The organism is Marinobacter salicampi, from assembly GCF_011074795.1.
Classification (GTDB): domain Bacteria; phylum Pseudomonadota; class Gammaproteobacteria; order Pseudomonadales; family Oleiphilaceae; genus Marinobacter; species Marinobacter salicampi.
Map to the genome: position 1 here is coordinate 130,320 of NZ_JAAMPF010000002.1, position 19,399 is coordinate 149,718.

16 protein-coding genes and 1 tRNA gene are annotated in these 19,399 nt (G+C 56.9%); 10 read left to right on the forward strand and 7 right to left on the reverse strand.

Features of this window, described 5'->3' with window-relative positions; all coding sequences use genetic code 11:
- Nucleotides 1-37: 37 nt before the first annotated feature.
- The 6 genes from ychF to G7W63_RS00935 all read left to right on the forward strand — a co-directional run bounded on the left by ychF (nt 38) and on the right by G7W63_RS00935 (nt 7,995).
- Entirely contained in the window at nt 38-1,129 is a 1,092-nt protein-coding gene (gene ychF, locus G7W63_RS00910) for a redox-regulated ATPase YchF (protein WP_166251731.1), read from the forward strand.
- A gap of 105 nt (nt 1,130-1,234) precedes the next feature.
- Nucleotides 1,235-1,311 (forward strand) — tRNA-Met (locus tag G7W63_RS00915).
- 199 nt (nt 1,312-1,510) lie between these two features.
- Entirely contained in the window at nt 1,511-2,788 is a 1,278-nt protein-coding gene (locus tag G7W63_RS00920) for an O-acetylhomoserine aminocarboxypropyltransferase/cysteine synthase family protein (RefSeq protein ID WP_166251733.1), read from the forward strand.
- Nucleotides 2,789-2,989: 201 nt separating this feature from the next.
- Nucleotides 2,990-4,030: a lipoyl synthase gene (lipA, locus tag G7W63_RS00925; RefSeq protein ID WP_166251736.1), complete on the forward strand. Its 1,041-nt coding sequence runs from the start codon at nt 2,990-2,992 to the stop codon at nt 4,028-4,030.
- Between the two features lie 148 nt (nt 4,031-4,178).
- Complete coding sequence (locus G7W63_RS00930) at nt 4,179-5,396, forward strand: methyl-accepting chemotaxis protein (RefSeq protein WP_166251739.1); 1,218 nt, start codon at nt 4,179-4,181, stop codon at nt 5,394-5,396.
- A gap of 106 nt (nt 5,397-5,502) precedes the next feature.
- Entirely contained in the window at nt 5,503-7,995 is a 2,493-nt protein-coding gene (locus G7W63_RS00935) for an efflux RND transporter permease subunit (RefSeq protein ID WP_166251742.1), read from the forward strand.
- 117 nt (nt 7,996-8,112) lie between these two features.
- Here G7W63_RS00935 and G7W63_RS00940 read toward each other — a convergent pair whose 3' ends face one another.
- From G7W63_RS00940 to G7W63_RS00955, 4 genes are all read right to left on the reverse strand, one after another.
- Nucleotides 8,113-9,117, reverse strand: a complete 1,005-nt coding sequence (locus G7W63_RS00940; protein ID WP_166251745.1) for a lysylphosphatidylglycerol synthase transmembrane domain-containing protein — start codon at nt 9,115-9,117, stop codon at nt 8,113-8,115.
- Nucleotides 9,110-10,342, reverse strand: a complete 1,233-nt coding sequence (gene clsB / locus G7W63_RS00945) for a cardiolipin synthase ClsB (protein WP_166251748.1) — start codon at nt 10,340-10,342, stop codon at nt 9,110-9,112. Before clsB ends, G7W63_RS00940 begins: the two co-directional genes overlap by 8 nt.
- Nucleotides 10,339-11,079: an endonuclease/exonuclease/phosphatase family protein gene (locus G7W63_RS00950; protein WP_166251751.1), complete on the reverse strand. Its 741-nt coding sequence runs from the start codon at nt 11,077-11,079 to the stop codon at nt 10,339-10,341. The genes clsB and G7W63_RS00950 overlap by 4 nt, the downstream gene beginning before the upstream one ends.
- Nucleotides 11,080-11,328: 249 nt before the next feature.
- Entirely contained in the window at nt 11,329-11,784 is a 456-nt protein-coding gene (locus tag G7W63_RS00955) for a Spy/CpxP family protein refolding chaperone (protein WP_166251754.1), read from the reverse strand.
- A gap of 288 nt (nt 11,785-12,072) precedes the next feature.
- Here G7W63_RS00955 and ylqF point away from each other — a divergent pair, with 288 nt between their 5' ends.
- The 3 genes from ylqF (at nt 12,073) to fnr (ending at nt 15,248) form a co-directional block, all read left to right on the forward strand.
- A complete protein-coding gene (gene ylqF, locus G7W63_RS00960) occupies nt 12,073-12,990 on the forward strand; it encodes a ribosome biogenesis GTPase YlqF (protein WP_166251757.1) in 918 nt (305 codons plus the stop codon).
- A gap of 127 nt (nt 12,991-13,117) precedes the next feature.
- Nucleotides 13,118-14,329 carry a beta-ketoacyl-ACP synthase I gene (fabB, locus tag G7W63_RS00965; protein WP_166251760.1) on the forward strand — a complete coding sequence of 404 codons (1,212 nt, stop codon included), beginning with the start codon at nt 13,118-13,120 and terminating at the stop codon, nt 14,327-14,329.
- Nucleotides 14,330-14,504: 175 nt separating this feature from the next.
- Nucleotides 14,505-15,248: a fumarate/nitrate reduction transcriptional regulator Fnr gene (gene fnr / locus G7W63_RS00970; RefSeq protein WP_166251763.1), complete on the forward strand. Its 744-nt coding sequence runs from the start codon at nt 14,505-14,507 to the stop codon at nt 15,246-15,248.
- 33 nt (nt 15,249-15,281) lie between these two features.
- On the opposite strand, the gene G7W63_RS00975 is transcribed toward fnr, so the two are convergent.
- Entirely contained in the window at nt 15,282-16,160 is an 879-nt protein-coding gene (locus G7W63_RS00975) for an SDR family oxidoreductase (RefSeq protein WP_166251766.1), read from the reverse strand.
- 211 nt (nt 16,161-16,371) lie between these two features.
- Between G7W63_RS00975 and G7W63_RS00980 the strand changes: the two genes are divergently transcribed.
- A complete protein-coding gene (locus G7W63_RS00980) occupies nt 16,372-16,731 on the forward strand; it encodes a hypothetical protein (protein WP_166251769.1) in 360 nt (119 codons plus the stop codon).
- 13 nt (nt 16,732-16,744) lie between these two features.
- On the opposite strand, the gene alr is transcribed toward G7W63_RS00980, so the two are convergent.
- Nucleotides 16,745-17,818: an alanine racemase gene (alr, locus tag G7W63_RS00985; RefSeq protein WP_166251772.1), complete on the reverse strand. Its 1,074-nt coding sequence runs from the start codon at nt 17,816-17,818 to the stop codon at nt 16,745-16,747.
- Nucleotides 17,818-19,215, reverse strand: coding sequence for a replicative DNA helicase (dnaB, locus tag G7W63_RS00990; protein WP_166251775.1), 1,398 nt, complete (start codon nt 19,213-19,215; stop codon nt 17,818-17,820). The genes alr and dnaB overlap by 1 nt, the downstream gene beginning before the upstream one ends.
- Nucleotides 19,216-19,399: the final 184 nt, after the last annotated feature.

Genomic DNA, 19,399 nt, shown 5'->3' on the forward strand with positions numbered 1-19,399 from the left:
TTCTTCATTCAGCATTCGCATCCAGCAGAGGCTTTTCATGGGTTTCAACTGCGGCATCGTCGGCCTACCCAACGTCGGCAAATCTACCCTTTTTAACGCGCTGACCAAGGCCGGCATCGGAGCTGAGAATTTTCCGTTCTGCACCATCGAGCCCAACGCCGGTGTGGTAGGCATGCCCGACCCGCGTCTGGACCGGCTGGCAGAAATTGTGAAGCCTCAGAAGGTGGTGCCGACCACCATGGAATTTGTGGACATCGCCGGCCTGGTGGCCGGTGCCTCCAAAGGTGAAGGCCTTGGCAATCAGTTTCTGGCCAATATCCGCCAGACCGATGCCATTGCCCATGTGGTCCGGTGCTTTGATGATAGCAACGTCATCCACGTGTCCAACAAGATCGATCCGGCCTCGGACATCGAAGTGATCAATACCGAGTTGGCCCTGGCGGATATGGACACGGTCGAAAAAGCCATCAAACGGGTCCAGCGCGTCGCCAAGAGCGGCGATAAGCATGCCAAAGCACAACTGGAGGTCTTTGAAAGCCTGCTGCCGGTACTCAACGAAGGCAAGCCTGTGCGCAGCATGGACCTGAGCATCGAAGAGCGTGCCCTGGTGCGGGAGCTGTGCCTGCTGACTATCAAGCCCACCATGTACATCGCCAATGTTGATGAGAACGGGTTCGAGAACAACCCTTACCTTGATACCGTCAACGAAATTGCGACTGCTGAGAATGCAGTGGTGGTCCCTATCTGCAACAAGCTGGAAGCGGAAATTGCGGAACTGGAAGACGATGAAAAATCCGTGTTTCTGGAAGAGATGGGCATGGATGAGCCCGGGCTGGACCGTGTCATCCGTGGTGGGTATCGCCTGCTGGACCTGCAGACCTATTTTACCGCCGGGGTAAAAGAAGTCCGTGCCTGGACCGTGCGCATCGGAGCGACCGCCCCCCAGGCAGCGGCAGTGATCCACACAGACTTCGAGCGGGGCTTTATCCGGGCCGAAGTGATCGGCTACGAGGACTTTGTACGGTACAACGGTGAGGCGGGTGCCAAAGACGCGGGCAAGTGGCGACTGGAAGGAAAAGAATACATCGTCCAGGACGGCGATGTTATCCACTTCCGTTTCAACGTCTGATTATTTTGAGAAATTTCATCTGGCATCCGGCCAGGGCCTTGACACCACATCAGGAAATACTGAAAATACGCGCCTCGTTTGGGGCCCGTTTGCCCGGAATGATTTGGCAAGGTAGCTCAGTTGGTTAGAGCACAGCACTCATAATGCTGGGGTCGGCGGTTCAACTCCGCCCCTTGCTACCAGTATTACTAAAGCCCGGCTTGCAAGAGTCGGGCTTTTTTTGTTTGCAGACAAAGCCAGTATGCTACTGGAATACTTTGCTGGGCATCCAGGACTTCCCTCTGATATAACACATGCTTCCTGTTTCTAAGCTATGGCATAGTTACCCGGCTGACCCTTCAGTTAATGCGTTTTGCAAAAGACCAATAAGGAACCTCAATAATGAAGCTGGAAACACTGGCTCTTCACGCGGGCTTTAGTGGCGACCCGACCACACATGCGGCTACTACGCCCATTTACCAGACCACCTCCTACACCTTCGACGACACCCAGCACGGGGCCGATCTTTTTGACCTGAAAGTCCAGGGCAACATATACACCCGGATCATGAACCCGACCAATGCCGTGCTCGAGGAGCGGATGACCCAGCTGGAGGGTGGTATCGGCGCCCTGGCGGTAGCGTCAGGCATGGCTGCGATCACCTATGCCCTCCAGACCATCTGCCGGGTTGGCAGCAATATAGTGAGCACCGGCCAGCTCTACGGCGGCACCTATAATCTCTTTGCCCACTCTCTGCCCAACCAGGGCATCGAATGCCGGTTTGCCGGGCATGATGATTTCGACGCGGTGGAGAAAGCCATTGATGACAATACCCGGGCGCTGTTTTGCGAATCGATCGGCAACCCGGCTGGCAACATCGTTGATATCCAGCGCTGGGCAGAGATCGCCCATCGCCACGGCATTCCGCTGATCGTCGACAATACCGTGGCCACACCTTTCCTGTGCCGGCCGTTCGAACACGGAGCAGACATCGTCGTCCACTCCCTGACCAAGTACATCGGTGGCCATGGCACTACCGTGGCAGGCATCGTGGTGGATTCAGGCAAGTTTGACTGGGCCGCCAACCGGGAGCGATTCCCCATGCTCAATGAGCCGGACCCTTCCTACCATGGAGTCGTCTATACCGAAGCCCTGGGCGATGCTGCCTTTATCGGTCGCTGTCGGGTCGTGCCCCTGCGAAACACAGGCGCTGCGCTGTCACCGTTCAATGCATTCCTGATCATGCAAGGGCTGGAAACCCTGGGGCTTCGAATGGAGCGCCATTGTCAGAACGCTGAAAAGGTCGCCAATTTTCTGGCCAGCCATGACAAGGTCTCCTGGGTAAACTACGCCACCCTGGCCGACAGCCCCTACCGTGAAACCTGCGAGAAAATCTGCGGCGGCCGTGCTTCAGGCATCCTCAGCTTCGGCATTGTGGGCGGACGCGAGGCAGGGGCACGGTTTATTGACGCGCTCAAGCTGATCTACCGGCTGGTCAACATCGGCGACGCCAAGTCCCTGGCCTGCCACCCTGCCACCACCACCCATCGCCAGCTGAGCCCGGACGAGCTCAAAAGCGCGGGCGTGAGTGAGGATCTGGTCCGGCTTTCCATCGGGCTGGAACACGTCGATGATATCCTGGCCGACATCACCCAGGCATTGGATGCCGCCACCGCCTGACTCGCGGCCCTCCCCGATCGGGTATATTCCCGGCCGGGGAGGGCCGGTTGATTGCAGCCCGGTTGACTTCCGGGCGCGCGCCTGACTAGCCAAATGTCTGGTGAGTTCCGCACCCGTGTTTCCCCGTATGTGGCTTGTATCGCATGCCCCTGGGCATTACCCTTGAAGACTATCCAATTTCTCCGAAAGAGTCCGGTTGTCATGAGCGACAGCGTGAAGCCCCGCGTCACCAGTGGTTCCAAGTTCCGTAACGAGCATGGTTTTTCTGCCATCAAGGATGGCCAGAAAAAGTCAGCCCATGCCGATACTCCGGTGACCCGCAAGCCCAAATGGCTGCGCGCGCGCATGCCTGGTGGAGAACGGTTTGAAGCGGTGAAGCGCAACGTCCAGGACCACAAGCTCAGCACTGTATGCCAGGAATCCCACTGCCCCAACATTGGCGAGTGCTGGAGCAATGGTACTGCGACCATCATGGTCATGGGTTCAGTCTGCACCCGGGCCTGCCGCTTCTGCGCAGTGGATACCGGCAACCCCAACGGCTGGCTTGATCACGACGAACCCGAGAACACCGCCAAATCCGTCGAATTGATGGGCCTGCGTTACATCGTGCTCACCTCGGTCGACCGGGACGATCTGGCGGATGGCGGCGCCGGACACTACGCCGCCTGCGTCGCCGCAATCAAGACAAGAACCCCCCATGTGGCGGTAGAAGCGCTGACACCGGACTTTGACGCGGTTATGGCTCATGTGGAAAAAGTGGTGGACTCAGGCCTCGATGTGTTTGCCCAGAATGTGGAAACTGTCGAGCGCCTCACCCACCCGGTCCGGGACCCGAGGGCCGGCTATCAGAAAACCCTCGATGTACTAGCCCACGCCAAGCGCTACCGCCCGGATGTGCTGACCAAAACCAGCCTGATGCTGGGGCTGGGGGAAACGGACGAAGAGATTCTGGCTACCATGGACGATCTCAGGGCCATCGGTGTGGATATCCTGACCCTGGGCCAGTACCTCCGCCCCACGCCCAACCATCTTCCGGTCGAGCGCTACGTTCCGCCGGAAGAATTCAACCGGTACCGGGACCTGGGCCTGGCCAAGGGGTTTATGGAAGTGCCCTCCGGCCCGATGGTTCGTTCGAGCTACCGCGCTGACCGGGTTTTCGAAAAAAACAATCTTGGCCTGGCGGTTCCTGCGGTACCCAAAACCGACATGGCTAACCAGATACCCATCCGGGCCGTGGACTGAGTCATTGCTGAACAAAACTTGGCCACACAAAAGACCCAATCCCATGATCTGCGACAAGGAATTCCTTTCGGGCTGCTGCTAATTTGAAGGTCCAGTCTGAGTGACGTGTTGGAGCGCGGTCACCAGGTCATACTGATACGGATTCCGCATGCTGAACATATTCCGAAATGCCCGCCTGAAGTACAAATTTTGGTGCCTGAACATCCTGGTCCTTCTGGCGCTCGGGCTTCTGTCACTGTACGCCATCAATGAAATAGCGACAGCAACAGAGCAGCCCTTTGCTGATGTGCTGGTGGAAAAGGCGCCTGGCTTTGCCCTGGTCCTTCTGATCCTCATGCTGATGGAAATGGCCGGCTCTCAGCTCCTCATTTCGTTTATCGAACGCCACGTCAATCGCTTGAAAGATACCATGGTGGCCGTGCAAGCCTCCGGAGATCTCTCACAACGGGCCCTGGTGGATTCCAGGGATGAGATTGGCGAGATGGGAAGAGCATTTAACGCCATGCAAGACCGCACCATGTCTGTAGTGCGCAGCATGAAGGACGCTATAGGGCGCCTGCACGAGGAGGCCCGTGAGCTTTCAGAGAGTGCGGTCAGACGCCGGGATGACCTTGTCAGCCAGCAAGCCGGCGCTGAACGCTCGGCCCAGGCCGTCGATTCCATGATGCTGAGCTTTGCCGGCATCGCCGAGCAGGCCGGCATGGCCAACACTCTGTCCCAGGAAGCACGCAAGTCCGCTGTTAAAGGAAATGATCAGGTTGCCTCTACGGCCCAGGCCATCACGCAACTGGCCACCGCAATCGAGGGGTCCGCCCGAAGCGTGCAGTCGCTGGCGGCAAACAGTCAGGAAATCGGCCAGGCCGTGGCCGAAATTAAGGGCATTGCCGACCAGACCAACCTGCTTGCCCTCAACGCTGCCATAGAGGCGGCCCGGGCCGGGGAACAGGGTCGTGGCTTTGCTGTGGTCGCTGATGAAGTACGCAGGCTGGCGCAGCGGGTCCAGGTTTCAACGGACCAGATCCAGGGGCTTATCGACCGGTTACTGGCGGCTATGGCAACCAGCGTCCAGCAGATGAAGGATGGCTCCGCGAACGCCAGTCTATGTGTCGAGCAGGCCAACGACTGCGCCGGCGCTCTGGATGCAATAACGACCCTGGTGACTCGTATTTCCGACAGCAACGACGAAATTGCCAGCGTTTCAGCCAGGCAGACTGCCGGTACAGAGGACACCCGCACAAACCTTCAGAGCATCCGCAGCACGACTCAGGAGATGGTGACCCAGCTGGGCGACAGCGTCGCTATGGGCCAGCGCCTCAGGCAGTTGATACAGGAACTGGAGCTCGCAGCCCGAAAAGTTCGGGTTTGACCGCTTACCGCCCTGCCCGACGAGGCCTATCACAGGCCTTCCGGGCACCATTTCGCCTCAATCTGTGGCAGACTGCGTTCATCTGAACTCCAGGCCATGGATGCTTATGACCACCCTTGTCTCGATGTACCGAAGAATTGTCATTGCCCGTCCTGCTTTCGTTCTCATCGGCTTCGGTCTTTTACTGGTACTGGCAAGCCTGCGCCTTGACCAGTTCCGCCTTGATGCCTCGGCTGAGTCACTGGTTCTGGAAGGAGACAAGGCCCTGGAGCAATACCGAACGGTCAATCGGCGCTTTACCGCTTCCGATGATTTTCTCGTTGTTACCTATACCCCTGCCGGCGACCTATTCACCGAGTCGGCCATCAGCACACTTCGTAACCTGAGAAATGACCTGGCGGAACTTGAGGCGGCGGGCTCCACCAACAGCATTCTCAGTGTTCCTTTACTGCACAGCCCCCAGCTCACCCTGGACACCGTCGACACGGAGCTCAAAACTCTGGACGAGGATGATGTGCCCCTTGATACCGCCCGTCAGGCTCTTCTGGACAATCCGCTCTACCCGAACCTGCTCATCAGTGAAGACGCCAAGACCACGGCGATACAGGTAAATCTACCGACGCCGGACAAGTACTTTGAGCTTCTGTACGAGCGCAACAGGCTTCAGGAAAAAGTCGACAGGGGGGACTTGCCAGAATCGGAAAGACAGGAACTGGAAACGGTCGATACCCGGTTCATTGAACTCAAGGAGCGCCTCACCGAACGCCAGGACGAGACCATCGCCCAGGTCCGGGACATCCTCGACCAGTACCAGGATTCCGCAGAGCTGCACCTTGGGGGAGTGCCCATGATCGTCGCCGACATGATCAGCTTCATCGAGAGTGATCTGTCCACCTTCGGTATCGGTGTCCTGCTGTTCATGCTGGTGACACTCGCGGTGATCTTCCGGCAATGGCAATGGGTTGTTGTGCCGTTGCTATGCTGCCTCTTTACCGTATGGCTGGTGACCGGCTATCTCACCTGGACCAACTGGCCGGTGACCGTCATATCGTCGAACTACGTGTCGCTACTGCTGATCATGACCCTGTCGCTGACCATCCATCTGATCGTGCGCTACCGTGAGTTCCAGCATGAATCCCCCGAGGCTGAGCCCGGGGACATTCTCATGAATACAGTAAGGACCATGGTCAGGCCCTGTTTCTACATGGCCGTAACCACCATTGTCGCTTTTGGTTCGCTGACCTTCAGCGGTATCCGCCCGGTGATTGATTTCGGCTGGATGATGACGCTGGGGCTGGCGCTCGCCTTTATTATTGCCTTCGTTGTTTTCCCGGCTCTGATCTCCCTCATGCCACCTCCCGCCAGCAATCTTCCGGCTGACGAGGGCCGGGCATTCACCCGCATTTTCGCCAGCCTGACCGAGCGTTTCGGCAGCAGCGTATTGGTGGTCAGCCTGATTCTGGCGGTGCTGTGCGTTGTCGGAATTAGCCGGCTCTCCGTTGAAAACAGTTTTATCGATTACTTCAAATCGGATACCGAGATCTATCAGGGCATGATCACCATCGATAACAAGCTGGGCGGCACATCGCCACTGGATGTGATCATCAATGACGAGTCGCCGCCTGAGTCAGCGGCCGGGGACGACCCTTTCGCCAGTGACTGTGATCCGTTTGTGGACGAGTGTGGGGAGGAAAGTGACTACCGGGATACCTGGTTCACTTACCAGAAAATGCAGAAACTCGAGCAGGTCCATGACTATCTGGACAGTCTCCCGGAAGTGGGCAAAACCCTGTCCATTACCACCACATTGCGTCTGCTGGCGCAGATAAACGAGGGTGAACCGCTCAATGCCCTGGAGCTCGCTTTTGTACCTTCAGCCTTGCCGACAGACCTCCATGACATACTGCTTACCCCGTACATCTCCGAACAGCACGACCAGGCCCGCTTCAGCCTGCGCCTGATGGACTCCTCCCCTGACCTCAAGCGTGATGAGTTGCTTGGCCGGATCCGGGAGCATCTGGTCACAGACCTTGGCTACGAAGAGGATCAGGTGATGCTTACCGGCATGACAGTCATGTATAACAACATGCTGCAGAGTCTGTTTGACTCCCAGATCAAGACCCTGGGCCTGGTTTTTCTGGCGATCAGCATCATGTTCCTGGTGCTGTTCCGGTCGTTCAAACTTGCCCTGATCGGTATCGCCCCCAATCTTCTTGCAGCCGGCAGTGTGCTGGGACTCATGGGCTGGCTCGGCATACCCCTGGATCTGATGACCATTACAGTGGCGGCCATAACCGTGGGCATCGCAGTTGATGATACCATTCACTACATTCACCGCTTCGGGGAGGAATTCAAACGAAGCGGCAGGTATCTCCAGAGCATGCACGCGTCCCACCAGAGCATCGGTCGGGCCATGTTCTATACGTCGCTGACGATCATCATGGGCTTCTCCATCCTGGCGCTGTCCAATTTCATACCCACGATCTACTTCGGCCTGTTTACCGGTTTCGCCATGCTGACTGCCCTGCTCGCTGCCCTGACCCTGCTGCCCAAACTGATCCTTATGTTCAAGCCTTTTGGGCCAGAGCGAGCTGACTGAACCGCATCACTGGCCGTCCGGCGCCGGCCATGGCCGACTTGAATGCCGTGAGCAACCGGTTGGCAGGACGGACTGGCTAGTGATGATGACTGATTTCGTTCCGGCTCATGGTCGCGGTTACTGCTGCGGGTCTGAGCTTATTCTTTTCATTGATATTTCATTCAGTACATAGGCAACAACGGCGATCAGGAGAGGCAGAAGGTAAAATACAGCACGATAAGCGATCAGAGCGGCCAGCAGCTGTGCCGGGGCCACGGTATCGGCTAATAGTGCCAGAAAAACCGCTTCCAGCACGCCCAGTGCGCCCGGTACATGGGCAATGAGGCCGGCGATGCTGCTCAACAGAAGCACACCCAGAAGTGAGAAATAGCCCACATGACCGTACAGAAAAGTGAAAACCACGCCGCCCATGAAAAGCCAGTGTGCCGCGGAAGCAGCTATCTGGAGCAAAGCCATCCTTATGGACGGCAGTGTGATGACCTGGCCCCGGATGTTCCAGGAACGCTTTTGCGCAAACATGCAGAGCAGCCAGTAACCGACCACCACAGCCACCAACGCACCCCCGAGAAGTTTCATTAAAGCATCGCTGGCAGCCCAGCCTGCTGGAATCGAGAAGTTGCCGCTGAGAAAAACCAGGCCCGCCAACAGGCTATAACCGAGCCAGTTGGTGGTGATGCTCATGCCCACAATGTGGGCAACGTCACCCTTTCCGACCCCCCGCTGACTGTAAAGCTTGTAGCGGAAACCAATGCTACCGATCAGCGCTCCCAGATTCAGGGTAAAAGCGCAACAGATGAATGCGATGGACATGGTTCTGGCAACTGGGATCCTATGGCCGACATAATAGCGCCCAAAGAGATCGTAGGAGGCATAGGCCAGATAGGAGCACGCTGCCAGAAGGCAGGCAATCGCGATCTGAGTCAGGTCATATCCGGCGAGTGCTGCCCATACCGCCTCCCAGTCGGTTCTCCTGGCATGGGTGAACAGCAGCCATGCTACCAATAGTAGAAAACCAGTCGTCAGAATGCGCCGCCCCCAGAGCCTGAGCTTCGCTGGCCTTGGCCGGGAGAAGCCCGGCGGACCGGATGATGGGGCCCCGGTGTTCGGACGCTCGCTATTCATGGGGGGAGCACTCGTCGGGTCCGGAGGGTCCAGAAGGGTGCCTTGAGCGAAAGCTCGAGCTCCTCCTTTCAAGCTTTGGCACCCAGGCGGTAAAGCCCGGAAGGTGGCGTAGAAAATGGTAGACCAGGAAACTGATAAAGCCCTTTAGCAGGGTTCGCCGTTTCCACCAGGAATCATTGATCAGAACCACTTCGCTGCCGTATATAAGTTCCCCAATGGCTTTTCGAATCCGGGAGTTAAAGGCCCCGTCCTGCACGAACACATTGGCTTCCAGGTTCAGGGACAGGCTTAGCGGGTCGAGGTTACTTGATCCTATGGTGGCCCATTCATCGTCGAACGCAGCTATCTTGGCATGGAGCTGTCGTTCCCAGTACTCAAACACCTGGATATCGGACTCCACCAGAAAGTCATAGAGAAGGGAACCTGCGGCTCTCGCCAGGCGGGAATCCGGGCGCCCCTGGGTCAGAATCGTCACCTCAACTCCCCGGCGCGCTGCGTTACGCAGCGCACGCAGCACACGGTAGCCCGGGAAGAAATAGCAGTTGGCAATGACAATACGATGCTCGGCTGCGGAGATTCTCGCCAGATAGGCATTCTCAATACTGTTGCGATGGCTCCGGTTATCTCGGGCCACAAAACGCATTGCCGCATTTTGCCCGCCAGCTTTGGAGGCTTTTTCTTTCACCAGTTCCACAAACCGAAGCCTTCCTCCGGAATACTCCTGAATCGCTTCCCGGGCAAACAGGTGAATCTCGTCGACTATTGGTCCGGTGAGCTCCGCGGCATAATCCTGCTTACTCTCGGCGCCAAACCGGGACAGGTGGTCGGCTTCATAATTGATTCCGCCGATAAAAGCGGTATGACCATCGACTACAAGAATCTTGCGGTGGAGCCGTTTGAAAATATTGGCTCTTACACGCAGCCATCTGGGTTGGGGATGATAAAGACAAAAGTGAATCCCAACCCTTTCCATTTCCTGTATGAAACCCTCTGGCAGAAAATGCGTACCATAACCATCTGCCAATACTGAAATCCAGACGCCCCTTTTTGCGGCGGCAATCAGTGCTTCCTGGAGTTCCCGGCCGACCGAATCGTCTATCACCATGAAAGTTTCTATCAGCACTTCCTGACGTGCGGCTCGAACCATCTCCAGGGCACGGGCGAAAAATTCGTCGCCATTTGTCATCAACGAAATGGCGTTCCCCTCCACCAGCTCCTTGCTCACAGCACAATGTCCACGGCCAGCGGTGCATGGTCTGACAGGCGCGACCAGGGCCTGTTCGGCAGTTTCACCGGACAGTGCTCACTGATTCCCCTGACATAGATGCGGTCGAGGCGCAGCAGCGGAAAGACCGCCGGGAAGGTTTTGGGAGGGGCGCCATGCTCAGCCGCGAAAACGTCGATGAGTCCGCAACCTTTCATTATCTCATGAGCCTTGCCTCGCCAATCGTTAAAATCACCCGCGACTATTATGGGCTCGCTCTGCGGAATGGATGCCACCAGATCACAGAGCATGGCGAGTTGCCGCTTCCGATGGTGCTCACGCAGCCCCAGATGGACACAGCAGCCATGCAGAACCGTGTCTTCGCCTTCTGGATGCTCAATTCGGCAATGCAACACCCCCCGCTTTTCGGCGGTGTCCACGGAAATGTCGATATTCTCGTACCCGCTAATGGCATACCGGGACATCAGAGCATTGCCGTGGTGCCCCATGGGATAGACCGCATTCCTGCCATAGGCGTGGTGGGGCCAGACCGTATCTGCCAGAAACTCATAATGGGATGTTTCGGGCCAGCTTTCCGCATGCCGAAGAGCAAGCAGTTCGTGGGCCCCCAGAACTTCCTGTAGGAACACGACGTCAGCTGATACCTCGCGCACAGCGTCCCGAAGTTGAGGCAGGAGAAACCGACGATTGAAATGGCTAAGGCCCTTATGGGTATTGAGAGTCAATATCCTCAGCATCAATCTCCCTTTGCTTTCCGCTCGAAATGTCGCACCAGACGGGTCCCAGTTTAGGGCAGCAAGTGCGCCTCGGACAGCATCCTTTCCTGTATACCGCCGTTGCCGGTCTCTATCCTGAACCTTGGTCTCGGTAGCAGATTTTCAAGGCCAGAGGTCTATACTTTTGTGCGTTCACATGAAAAAGGCCACCCTGGGGTGGCCTTTTTCTGACGCTGCCCGGCAGCGAGAAGCTGCGAGCAATAAGCCAGTTTACTGCATGCCCTGCTGTTGACGCTGCTGTTGACGCATTTGCTGCTGTTGCTCCTGCATCTGCTGCATGCGCTGGTTCAGCTTTTCACGCTGCTCTTCGGTAAATACCTCATCAACCTTGGCCTGCATGAGCGTTGAGAGCGCTGAAATTTCACCGGTCAGCTCGCCGAGTTCCTCGGCTTCGTTACGAATAGCATCTTCGTCATAATCAGGTTTGATCTGGGCCTGGAGCTGCTGTTGCATCTGCTGCGCTTCAGCCTGAAGCTCGGCAATTTTGCTCTGCATCTCGTCCAGAATACCGCGGATTTCCTTCTGCTGGTCTTCGCTCAACCCGACGATTTCAGCCAACTGGTCAACCTGGTCCGGCTGGCCACCAGGGGCAGTCTGTTGGGCTGCCAGCGGCATGCTAAGGCCCAAGCTGAGGATTGCAATTGCAAACATTTTGTTAAGCTTCATAACCGTCTCCGAGTGAATTAATCATTTAATGACATCCGTTATGGGTACACCCTAAAACAAACGCTCGCAAAATTTCACCCCGGTGTGCCCTGAAAATCTACACATAATGCGACCAAATGGGACCCAGCCCGCGCCAGGAGCGCCGACGAGGCTATGTGAAAATTTTTTCATTCACGTCCATAATGGCGCCAGTCCCGCACAGTTGCCCTCAAATTAAACAATGACGAGGTTCCAGGTTACTCTCTGCCACCCGGTTCACCACTGTCAACTCAAGCAAGGAAAAGATCCATGGCCATCAACTGGTTTCCCGGCCACATGCACAAGGCCCGAAAGGAAATCAAAAAAATAATGCCCCAGATGGACCTAATCATCGAGGTATTGGATGCACGTATTCCGTTCAGCAGTGAAAATCCGCTGGTCCCGGCGTTAAGGCAGGACACGCCGGTTATCAAGGTCCTCAACAAGCGTGACCTTGCAGACCCCGCGGTTACCCGCCAATGGCAGGAAAACCTCGAACAGGACAAAGCTGTCAGGGCAATAACCCTGACCCACAACCAGCGTGCCGAAGCCATGGCGATCCTCAAGCTGGCGCGTGAGATGACCGCACACCGCAACCTGGAACGCAGCGCCTTGCGGGTGATGATTCTTGGGATTCCCAACGTCGGCAAGTCAACCTTGATCAATACCCTGGCCGGACGGGTGGTCGCCAAGACAGGAAACGAACCGGCAGTGACCCGGGCCCAGCAGATCATCAAACTGCAGGACAACATCCTTTTATACGACACACCCGGATTTCTCTGGCCCAAACTGTCTCCGGAAGCCTGCGGTTATCGTCTTGCGGTTACCGGAGCCATTCGGGCAGCAGTCCTAGAGTTTGACGATGTTGCCTTGTTTGCCGCCGAGTACCTTCTGACGGCCTATCCGGACGCGCTTAAAGGGCGCTATGGACTCGACCCTCTGCCAGAGAGCGGTCTTGCCGTCATGGACGCCATAGCCGCCAGGCGGAACTTCTATTCCCGCGGTGGCGTGCCTGACTTGCATAAGGTTTCCGAGGTACTGCTCAATGAGTTCCGCTCTGGGAAACTCGGGGCCATCAGTCTGGAAACCCCCGCCATGGTGGCCGAAGAGACCCGATTGGAGGCGCAAGCCAAAGCACAGCGGGAGCAGGTCGAGAGCGAGAAAAATCTGAAGAGGAAGAAAAGGTAACATGGGCCGGTGGCCTGCACCTGTACCAAGGTCAGGTATGCGCAGACGCATAATATCCCTACACTGTTTCTAACTGAACAAACACGCTCGGTCGTCTCATACGGTCGACGATCGGAAGGAGGAAATTATGAGAAGGGTCGTCGTAACAGGAATGGGCATTATTTCCTGCCTTGGCAATTCTACCGAGTCGGTGCTTGAAAGCCTTCGCACGGGCAAGTCGGGCATAAAGTTCAATGAAGCTTATCGGGACAAAGGCTTTCGTAGCCAGGTGTCCGGCTCCGTTGACGTGGACACGACCCAGATCGACCGCAAACTGCGACGGTTCATGGGGCAGTCCGCCATGTACAGCTATCTATCCATGCAACAAGCCATCGAATCTTCCGGACTGACGGACGAGATGATCTCCAACGACCGCACTGGGATCATTGCCGGCTCCGGTGGCGCCTCCTGCGCCAGCCAAGTTGAAGCCATCGATATCATGAGGGAGAAAGGCGTCAAGCGGATTGGCCCCTATATGGTACCGCGCATCATGACCAGCACTGTTTCAGCGTGTCTGGCCACCGCTTTTAAGATCCGGGGGGTCAATTACTCCATGTCGTCCGCCTGCGCAACCAGTGCTCACTGTATCGGCCATGCCATGGAGCAGATCCAGCTTGGCAAGCAGGACATCGTGTTTGCCGGTGGAGGCGAGGAAGAAGACTGGAGCCTGACCATGCTATTTGATGCCATGGGAGCACTTTCTACCAAATACAATGATGCACCAGAAACTGCTTCGCGGCCTTTCGATAGCGGCCGGGATGGCTTTGTCATTGCCGGTGGCGGGGGCATGGTGGTTATTGAAGAGCTTGAGCATGCCCGTAACCGCGGCGCCAACATTATTGCGGAACTGACCGGCTACGGGGCCACGTCCGACGGGCACGATATGGTTGCACCGTCTGGGGAAGGCGCGATCCGGTGCATGCAACAGGCCATGGCCACCGTAAAGGGACCGATCGATTATATTAACGCACACGGAACAAGTACACCGGTTGGTGACGTGGCAGAAATGGGCGCCGTTAAAAAAGTATTCGGAGAGCATATTCCGGCAATCTCATCCACAAAGTCACTTTCCGGGCACTCCCTAGGTGCGGCCGGGGTGCAGGAAGCAATTTATTCCCTACTGATGCTCCAGAACGGGTTTATATCGGGTACCGCCAATCTTCACTCCACTGATGCCAAGATCACCGGGGTGCCGCTGGTAGGTCCCGAGGCCAAATCCGCGCATCTGGAGACCGTGATGTCCAACAGCTTCGGTTTCGGCGGAACAAATGCCTCCCTGGTCTTCCAACAGCCCAGCTAGACTACAGAGAACATACGGCTGTGCCATGGGATCGGTGCAGCCGACCCAGAAAGCTGATTCTCCACACTTGGCACAATGGCCCTATACCGTTACTCTGTATACTTGATATCCGTCAAGTCATCCTGACGCGTCTTGGTGGACGCTTACGGGACTTGAAGTTCATGAGAGAGCTGCCATGGGCCATCCGATCGCCACTACCCGTCCTCAACTGAAAGCCCTCTGCCATCAGTGCAGCTTGAGCAAACTGTGTTTGCCTCTGGCTGTCGGGGAGGATGATATAGAGCGCCTGGAAGACATCATCAAGCAGGGGCGTTCGTTCAGTCGGGGCGAAACCATTTTCGAGCAGAGCGAAAAAGCCACTTCCTGCTTTGCGGTTCGTGGCGGCGCCATCAAGACCACCATTATTAACAAGAGTGGCGATGAGCAGGTGACCGGGTTCTATTTGCCCGGTGAAATCATGGGTCTGGACAGCATCAGTGGCAACAGCTATGCCTGTTCAGCCTACGCCCTGGAGCGCACCAGTGTCTGTGAGCTTCCCATTGACCATATGGAAGTGCTGGCGCGCAAGCTACCCACGCTACAACACCACTTTTTTCAGCTCATGAGTTCGGAAATCCAGAGTAGCCAGCAGCACGCCATGCTGCTCAGCAAGAACACCGCCGAGGAGAGGATCGCCTCACTGCTGTTATCGCTGTCATCCCGGTTTGAGCGCCGCCGTCTGTCGCCGACCCGTTTTAACCTGCCCATGGCTCGGAACGACATCGCCAATTATCTGGGACTGGCGGTTGAAACAGTAAGCCGGGTGATGACCCGTTTTCAGAACCAGGGCCTGATCAATGCGAAAGGCCGGGAGGTAGAGCTACTGGATGTGGAATTACTGCAGGAGGTGGCATTGACCTTCGCCCGGTGTAAATCCTGAGCTGACACTGATCAAGTCTCTCTTTGGCGCAGGCTAGCCGATAAGCTCTTTGCCGCTCGTAGCCGCCAGGTCTTCCTCAAGCAATCGGTATTCATCCTCCAGGCTCGAACGCCACGGCAACTGTTTTATGCCAAAGGTATTACGGATCTTGGTACAGCCCAACGTCATATTCTCCGGCTCCAGCGCCGCCCATTCCGGCACCTTGTCAATGATCTTCCGGTTATCCGGCAACTGCCCCAGGCCAAGGATGGCAAGCCCCAGGTCATACTGGGTCACTTCCTCTGCGCCGGCATACTGGTAGGTACCCCACACCTCGGCGCCACAGTCTACCTGCAACACCATCGCTGCTATTACCCGCGCCAGATCACGACTACCGACCGGCTGGCCGCGGTGGCGGCTTGAGAACGGCAGGGACGACTTGGTTTCACCCTCGTGCTGAACCTTCTGGATGTACCGCCCCAGACTCCAGCCCGTGCGCAGAATCAGGTGGCGGGGCAGCAGGGTCCGCAGTGCCTGTTCACATTCCCATTGCCAGTTCCCCAACTGGCTGAACGGCTGCCCGGGATTGGAGGTTATGTAGGCGCTCTGTTTGCGCCCGTCAAAAATATAACCGGTCGTAAGCTGAAACAAGGCCATGGAGTGAATACGGGCATGCTCGGCCAGCGCGATGGGGATCGAAAAAGCACCCTGCTGGGTGGTTTCACTGTCTTCCTCGGCAGTCTCCGGGTCGCTCAGCCACAAGGCATTGACGATCAGATCTGTCTCTTCAGGAATCCAATCAGCCAGCACCGACAGCTCCACCTTCTCCGGCTCGCTAATCAGCAAGGGACTGATGTGCAGAGAGGTCTGCTTCAGTCTCTCCAGCAGAAGATGACCCAGTGGGCCGTAGTCATGTACAACAAGAACATTCACAGAGCGTCAGCCATTCCACTTTCTCTTGATGGTCGGGCGGCGCCACCTCAGGCAGCACCGGCTTTCACGTCCTATTTGTATCACTTATCTGACGGTTGCGCATTCACATTGAAGCCAATGGAATCAGGCTTCACAGGGTTACAATGCAGTTACAAAAAGCGACACAACTTCAGTCGTTTCCGGAACTTCCGATACCTTAGCAGGGTTATATATGTTGAAGCAGCAGAGCCATATTGTCGCACCCATCTCCGACGAACTAAAAAGCCGTGCCCTCAATACGGTTAACCAACTGCGTGAACGTGGCACCGCTGACAAAGAGGCCATAGACAGGCTCTACAATCTTATTGTCGAGCTCACCGAGTCCGGGCTGGATTTTTTCTTTCTGGAGCCGCTGCGCCGCCTGCGGGCTGGCAACATGATGATGAGCATGGCCCGCATGGGCATCGGCAGTATGCTCAAAGGTAGCAAAATGGTTGTCCACAAGGTACTGAAAAAACTCGACGACCGCAGCCTGAAGGACATTCTTGATTTTATTGAAGAGATTATCTGCGAGCCAGAACCAGCAGCATGATCTGACTGTTCGGTCAGTTCACATAGACCCTGGGCACCCGTGGGGTCACCCCCGTCAGAAGATCATAGGCAATGGTACCAGCAGACGCTGCAACCTCGTCAATACCCAGCTGCCCGCCCCATAGCTCCACCGGGTCTCCGGGCTGGGCGTCGGGCACAGAGGACAGGTCAACCGCCAGCATATCCATCGACACCCGGCCAATCAGGCGGACTCGGGTGCCGTTAACCACGGCCGGGGTACCGGTGCCTGCATGGCGCGGGTAACCGTCCCCATAGCCGATGGCGACGATACCCATGGGGGTAGGTATCTCCGCCTGCCAGGTGGCGCCGTACCCGACCGTCATGCCCGGCTCCAACGTGCGTACTGAAATCAGTTCCGAGACCAGACTCATGACCGGCTTCAGCCCAAGCTCGGGACCGCTGGCATCCAGCATGGGCGTCGCCCCGTAAAGCATGATCCCCGGCCGGCTCCAGTGAAACAGCGGCTGTTCCGGACGAAAATGTGCCGCCGAATTACCCACACTCAGGAGTAAGCCCGGGAACGCCTCGGCAGCCTTTTCAAGCACGGCAGTCTGAACCTGGGTGAATGGATCGGCAAGATCGTCGGCGCAGGCAAAGTGGGTCATAAGCCCTCGCACCCGCACTTCCTGTTGGTCCAGCCGGGCCATTAGCGCCGGTAAATCCCGAGGCTCGAAACCCAATCGGTTCATACCCGTATTGAGCTTCAGCCAGACCACAGGCGGCGTCGCTATTCCTCGCAGCCAACTCAACTGCATGTCACTGTGGAGCACCGGTTCGAGGGACTGCTCCAGACACACGGACATGTCCTTTTCTGCGTGCACGCCTTCGAGCAGGACAATGGGATGCGCCAGCCCGGCCTTGCGAATAGCCAAAGCCTCCTCCAGACAGGCGACCGCGTAGCACGGTGCATCCGAGGCAAGGGCCTGGGCGACCCTGGCAATGCCATGGCCATAGCCATCAGCCTTCACCACAGCCATGGCCTGGCCGGGGACAGCGCGGTCGCGGGCTAGACCGTAGTTAAAACGCAGGGCCTCAAGATCAATGATGGCCTGGGTCGGACGAGGCATTAATAGTCTCCGCCGTAGTCGCCGTGGGCAAGGTCCTCGAACTTGGTAAACTTGCCGATAAAGGCCAGCCTCACCGTTCCTATCGGACCGTTACGCTGCTTGCCGATGATAATCTCTGCGATGCCCTTGTCCTGGGTGTCTTCATTGTAGACTTCGTCCCGGTACACAAACATGATCACGTCCGCGTCCTGCTCAATGGCGCCCGACTCCCGCAGGTCGGAGTTTACCGGCCGCTTGTTGGGCCGCTGCTCAAGGCTGCGGTTGAGCTGGGACAGTGCCACGACGGGGCAGCTCAGTTCTTTGGCCAGCCCCTTCAGGGAGCGGGAGATCTCGGAAATCTCCGCAGTTCGGCCTTCGGTGGAGCCCGGTACTCGCATCAACTGCAAATAGTCCGCCATGATCAGACCCAATTTGCCGTTGTTTTCCCTGGCCACTCTGCGGGCACGGGACCGCATTTCGGTAGGGCTCAGGCCGGGGGTGTCATCAATGTACAGGGGCTTGTCTTTCAGCAAGCTGACAGCAGAGGTAAGCCGTGGCCAGTCATCTTCCTCCAGCCGACCGCTTCGCATCCGACTCTGGTCGATACGCCCCAGCGATGACAACATACGCATGACGATGGAATCCGCTGGCATCTCCATGCTGAACACCAGTATCGGCTCGTCGGAACTGAGCAGGGCGTTCTCGACGATGTTCATGGCAAAAGTGGTTTTACCCATGGACGGCCGCCCGGCCACGATGATCAGGTCAGAGGGCTGCATACCGGATGTCCATTCATCCAGATCCTTGAAACCAGTGGTCAGGCCAGTGATGGAGTCGCCGGATTCAAACAGGGCCTCAATACGGCTCAGGGCCTTGGTCAGTATGGGATTGATGCTTTGAGGGCCCGACCCCGCCTTGGTACGGGATTCAGCAATACGGAATACATTGCGCTCGGCTTCATCCAGCAGTTCATCGCTGTTCCGGCCCTGGGGATTGAAGGCAGAATCCGCAATAGCGCCCGACACCTCCACCAGTTGTCGCATTACCGAGCGTTCCCGAACGATCTGGGCGTAAGCTTTTATGTTTGCCGCGCCTGGTGTTTTCTCGGCGAGTTCAGCCAGGTAAGACAGCCCCCCTGCGTCTTCTATATCCCCCGCGCGCTCCAGGAACTCAGCGAGGGTCACCACATCCAGAGGCTCGCTATCTCCTGCCAGACGCTCTGCGGCGCCGAAAATCAGCCGGTGGCCCTGACGGTAGAAATCATCTGCAGTGATGATCTCCGAGACTTCGTCAAAACGACGATTATCAAGCATCAGACCACCGAGCACGGCCTGCTCCGCCTCTATGGAATGGGGCGGCACCTTGATTCGGCTGGTTTCAGCATCTATTGGGGACGGTTTCAGGTTGGGTTTCGCCATGACTGCATCTTAGGTGGTTTAACGGCCCGTGTTAGCCCTCGTCCGGAATCGGAAAGGCTGCATAGGCGTACAAGCATATCAGAAACACACAGGCCCGGAAGCCGCTCTCGCGACTCCGGGCCTGATCGGTTCACCACTGCTCCAATCGGAGCATTGGGCGAACTACATCAGAAAGGGCCGGCGT

Bases quoted from the DNA above. Each gene is read 5' to 3' on its own strand.
- dnaB (WP_166251775.1), bottom strand. From the start codon at position 19,215: ATGGCGAAACCCAACCTGAAACCGTCCCCAATAGATGCTGAAACCAGC.
- G7W63_RS00935 (WP_166251742.1), top strand. From the start codon at position 5,503: ATGACCACCCTTGTCTCGATGTACCGAAGAATTGTCATTGCCCGTCCT.
- G7W63_RS00940 (WP_166251745.1), bottom strand. From the start codon at position 9,117: ATGAATAGCGAGCGTCCGAACACCGGGGCCCCATCATCCGGTCCGCCG.
- fabB (WP_166251760.1), top strand. From the start codon at position 13,118: ATGAGAAGGGTCGTCGTAACAGGAATGGGCATTATTTCCTGCCTTGGC.
- ylqF (WP_166251757.1), top strand. From the start codon at position 12,073: ATGGCCATCAACTGGTTTCCCGGCCACATGCACAAGGCCCGAAAGGAA.
- fnr (WP_166251763.1), top strand. From the start codon at position 14,505: ATGGGCCATCCGATCGCCACTACCCGTCCTCAACTGAAAGCCCTCTGC.
- G7W63_RS00920 (WP_166251733.1), top strand. From the start codon at position 1,511: ATGAAGCTGGAAACACTGGCTCTTCACGCGGGCTTTAGTGGCGACCCG.
- lipA (WP_166251736.1), top strand. From the start codon at position 2,990: ATGAGCGACAGCGTGAAGCCCCGCGTCACCAGTGGTTCCAAGTTCCGT.
- ychF (WP_166251731.1), top strand. From the start codon at position 38: ATGGGTTTCAACTGCGGCATCGTCGGCCTACCCAACGTCGGCAAATCT.
- G7W63_RS00950 (WP_166251751.1), bottom strand. From the start codon at position 11,079: ATGCTGAGGATATTGACTCTCAATACCCATAAGGGCCTTAGCCATTTC.
- G7W63_RS00955 (WP_166251754.1), bottom strand. From the start codon at position 11,784: ATGAAGCTTAACAAAATGTTTGCAATTGCAATCCTCAGCTTGGGCCTT.
- G7W63_RS00930 (WP_166251739.1), top strand. From the start codon at position 4,179: ATGCTGAACATATTCCGAAATGCCCGCCTGAAGTACAAATTTTGGTGC.
- G7W63_RS00980 (WP_166251769.1), top strand. From the start codon at position 16,372: ATGTTGAAGCAGCAGAGCCATATTGTCGCACCCATCTCCGACGAACTA.
- alr (WP_166251772.1), bottom strand. From the start codon at position 17,818: ATGCCTCGTCCGACCCAGGCCATCATTGATCTTGAGGCCCTGCGTTTT.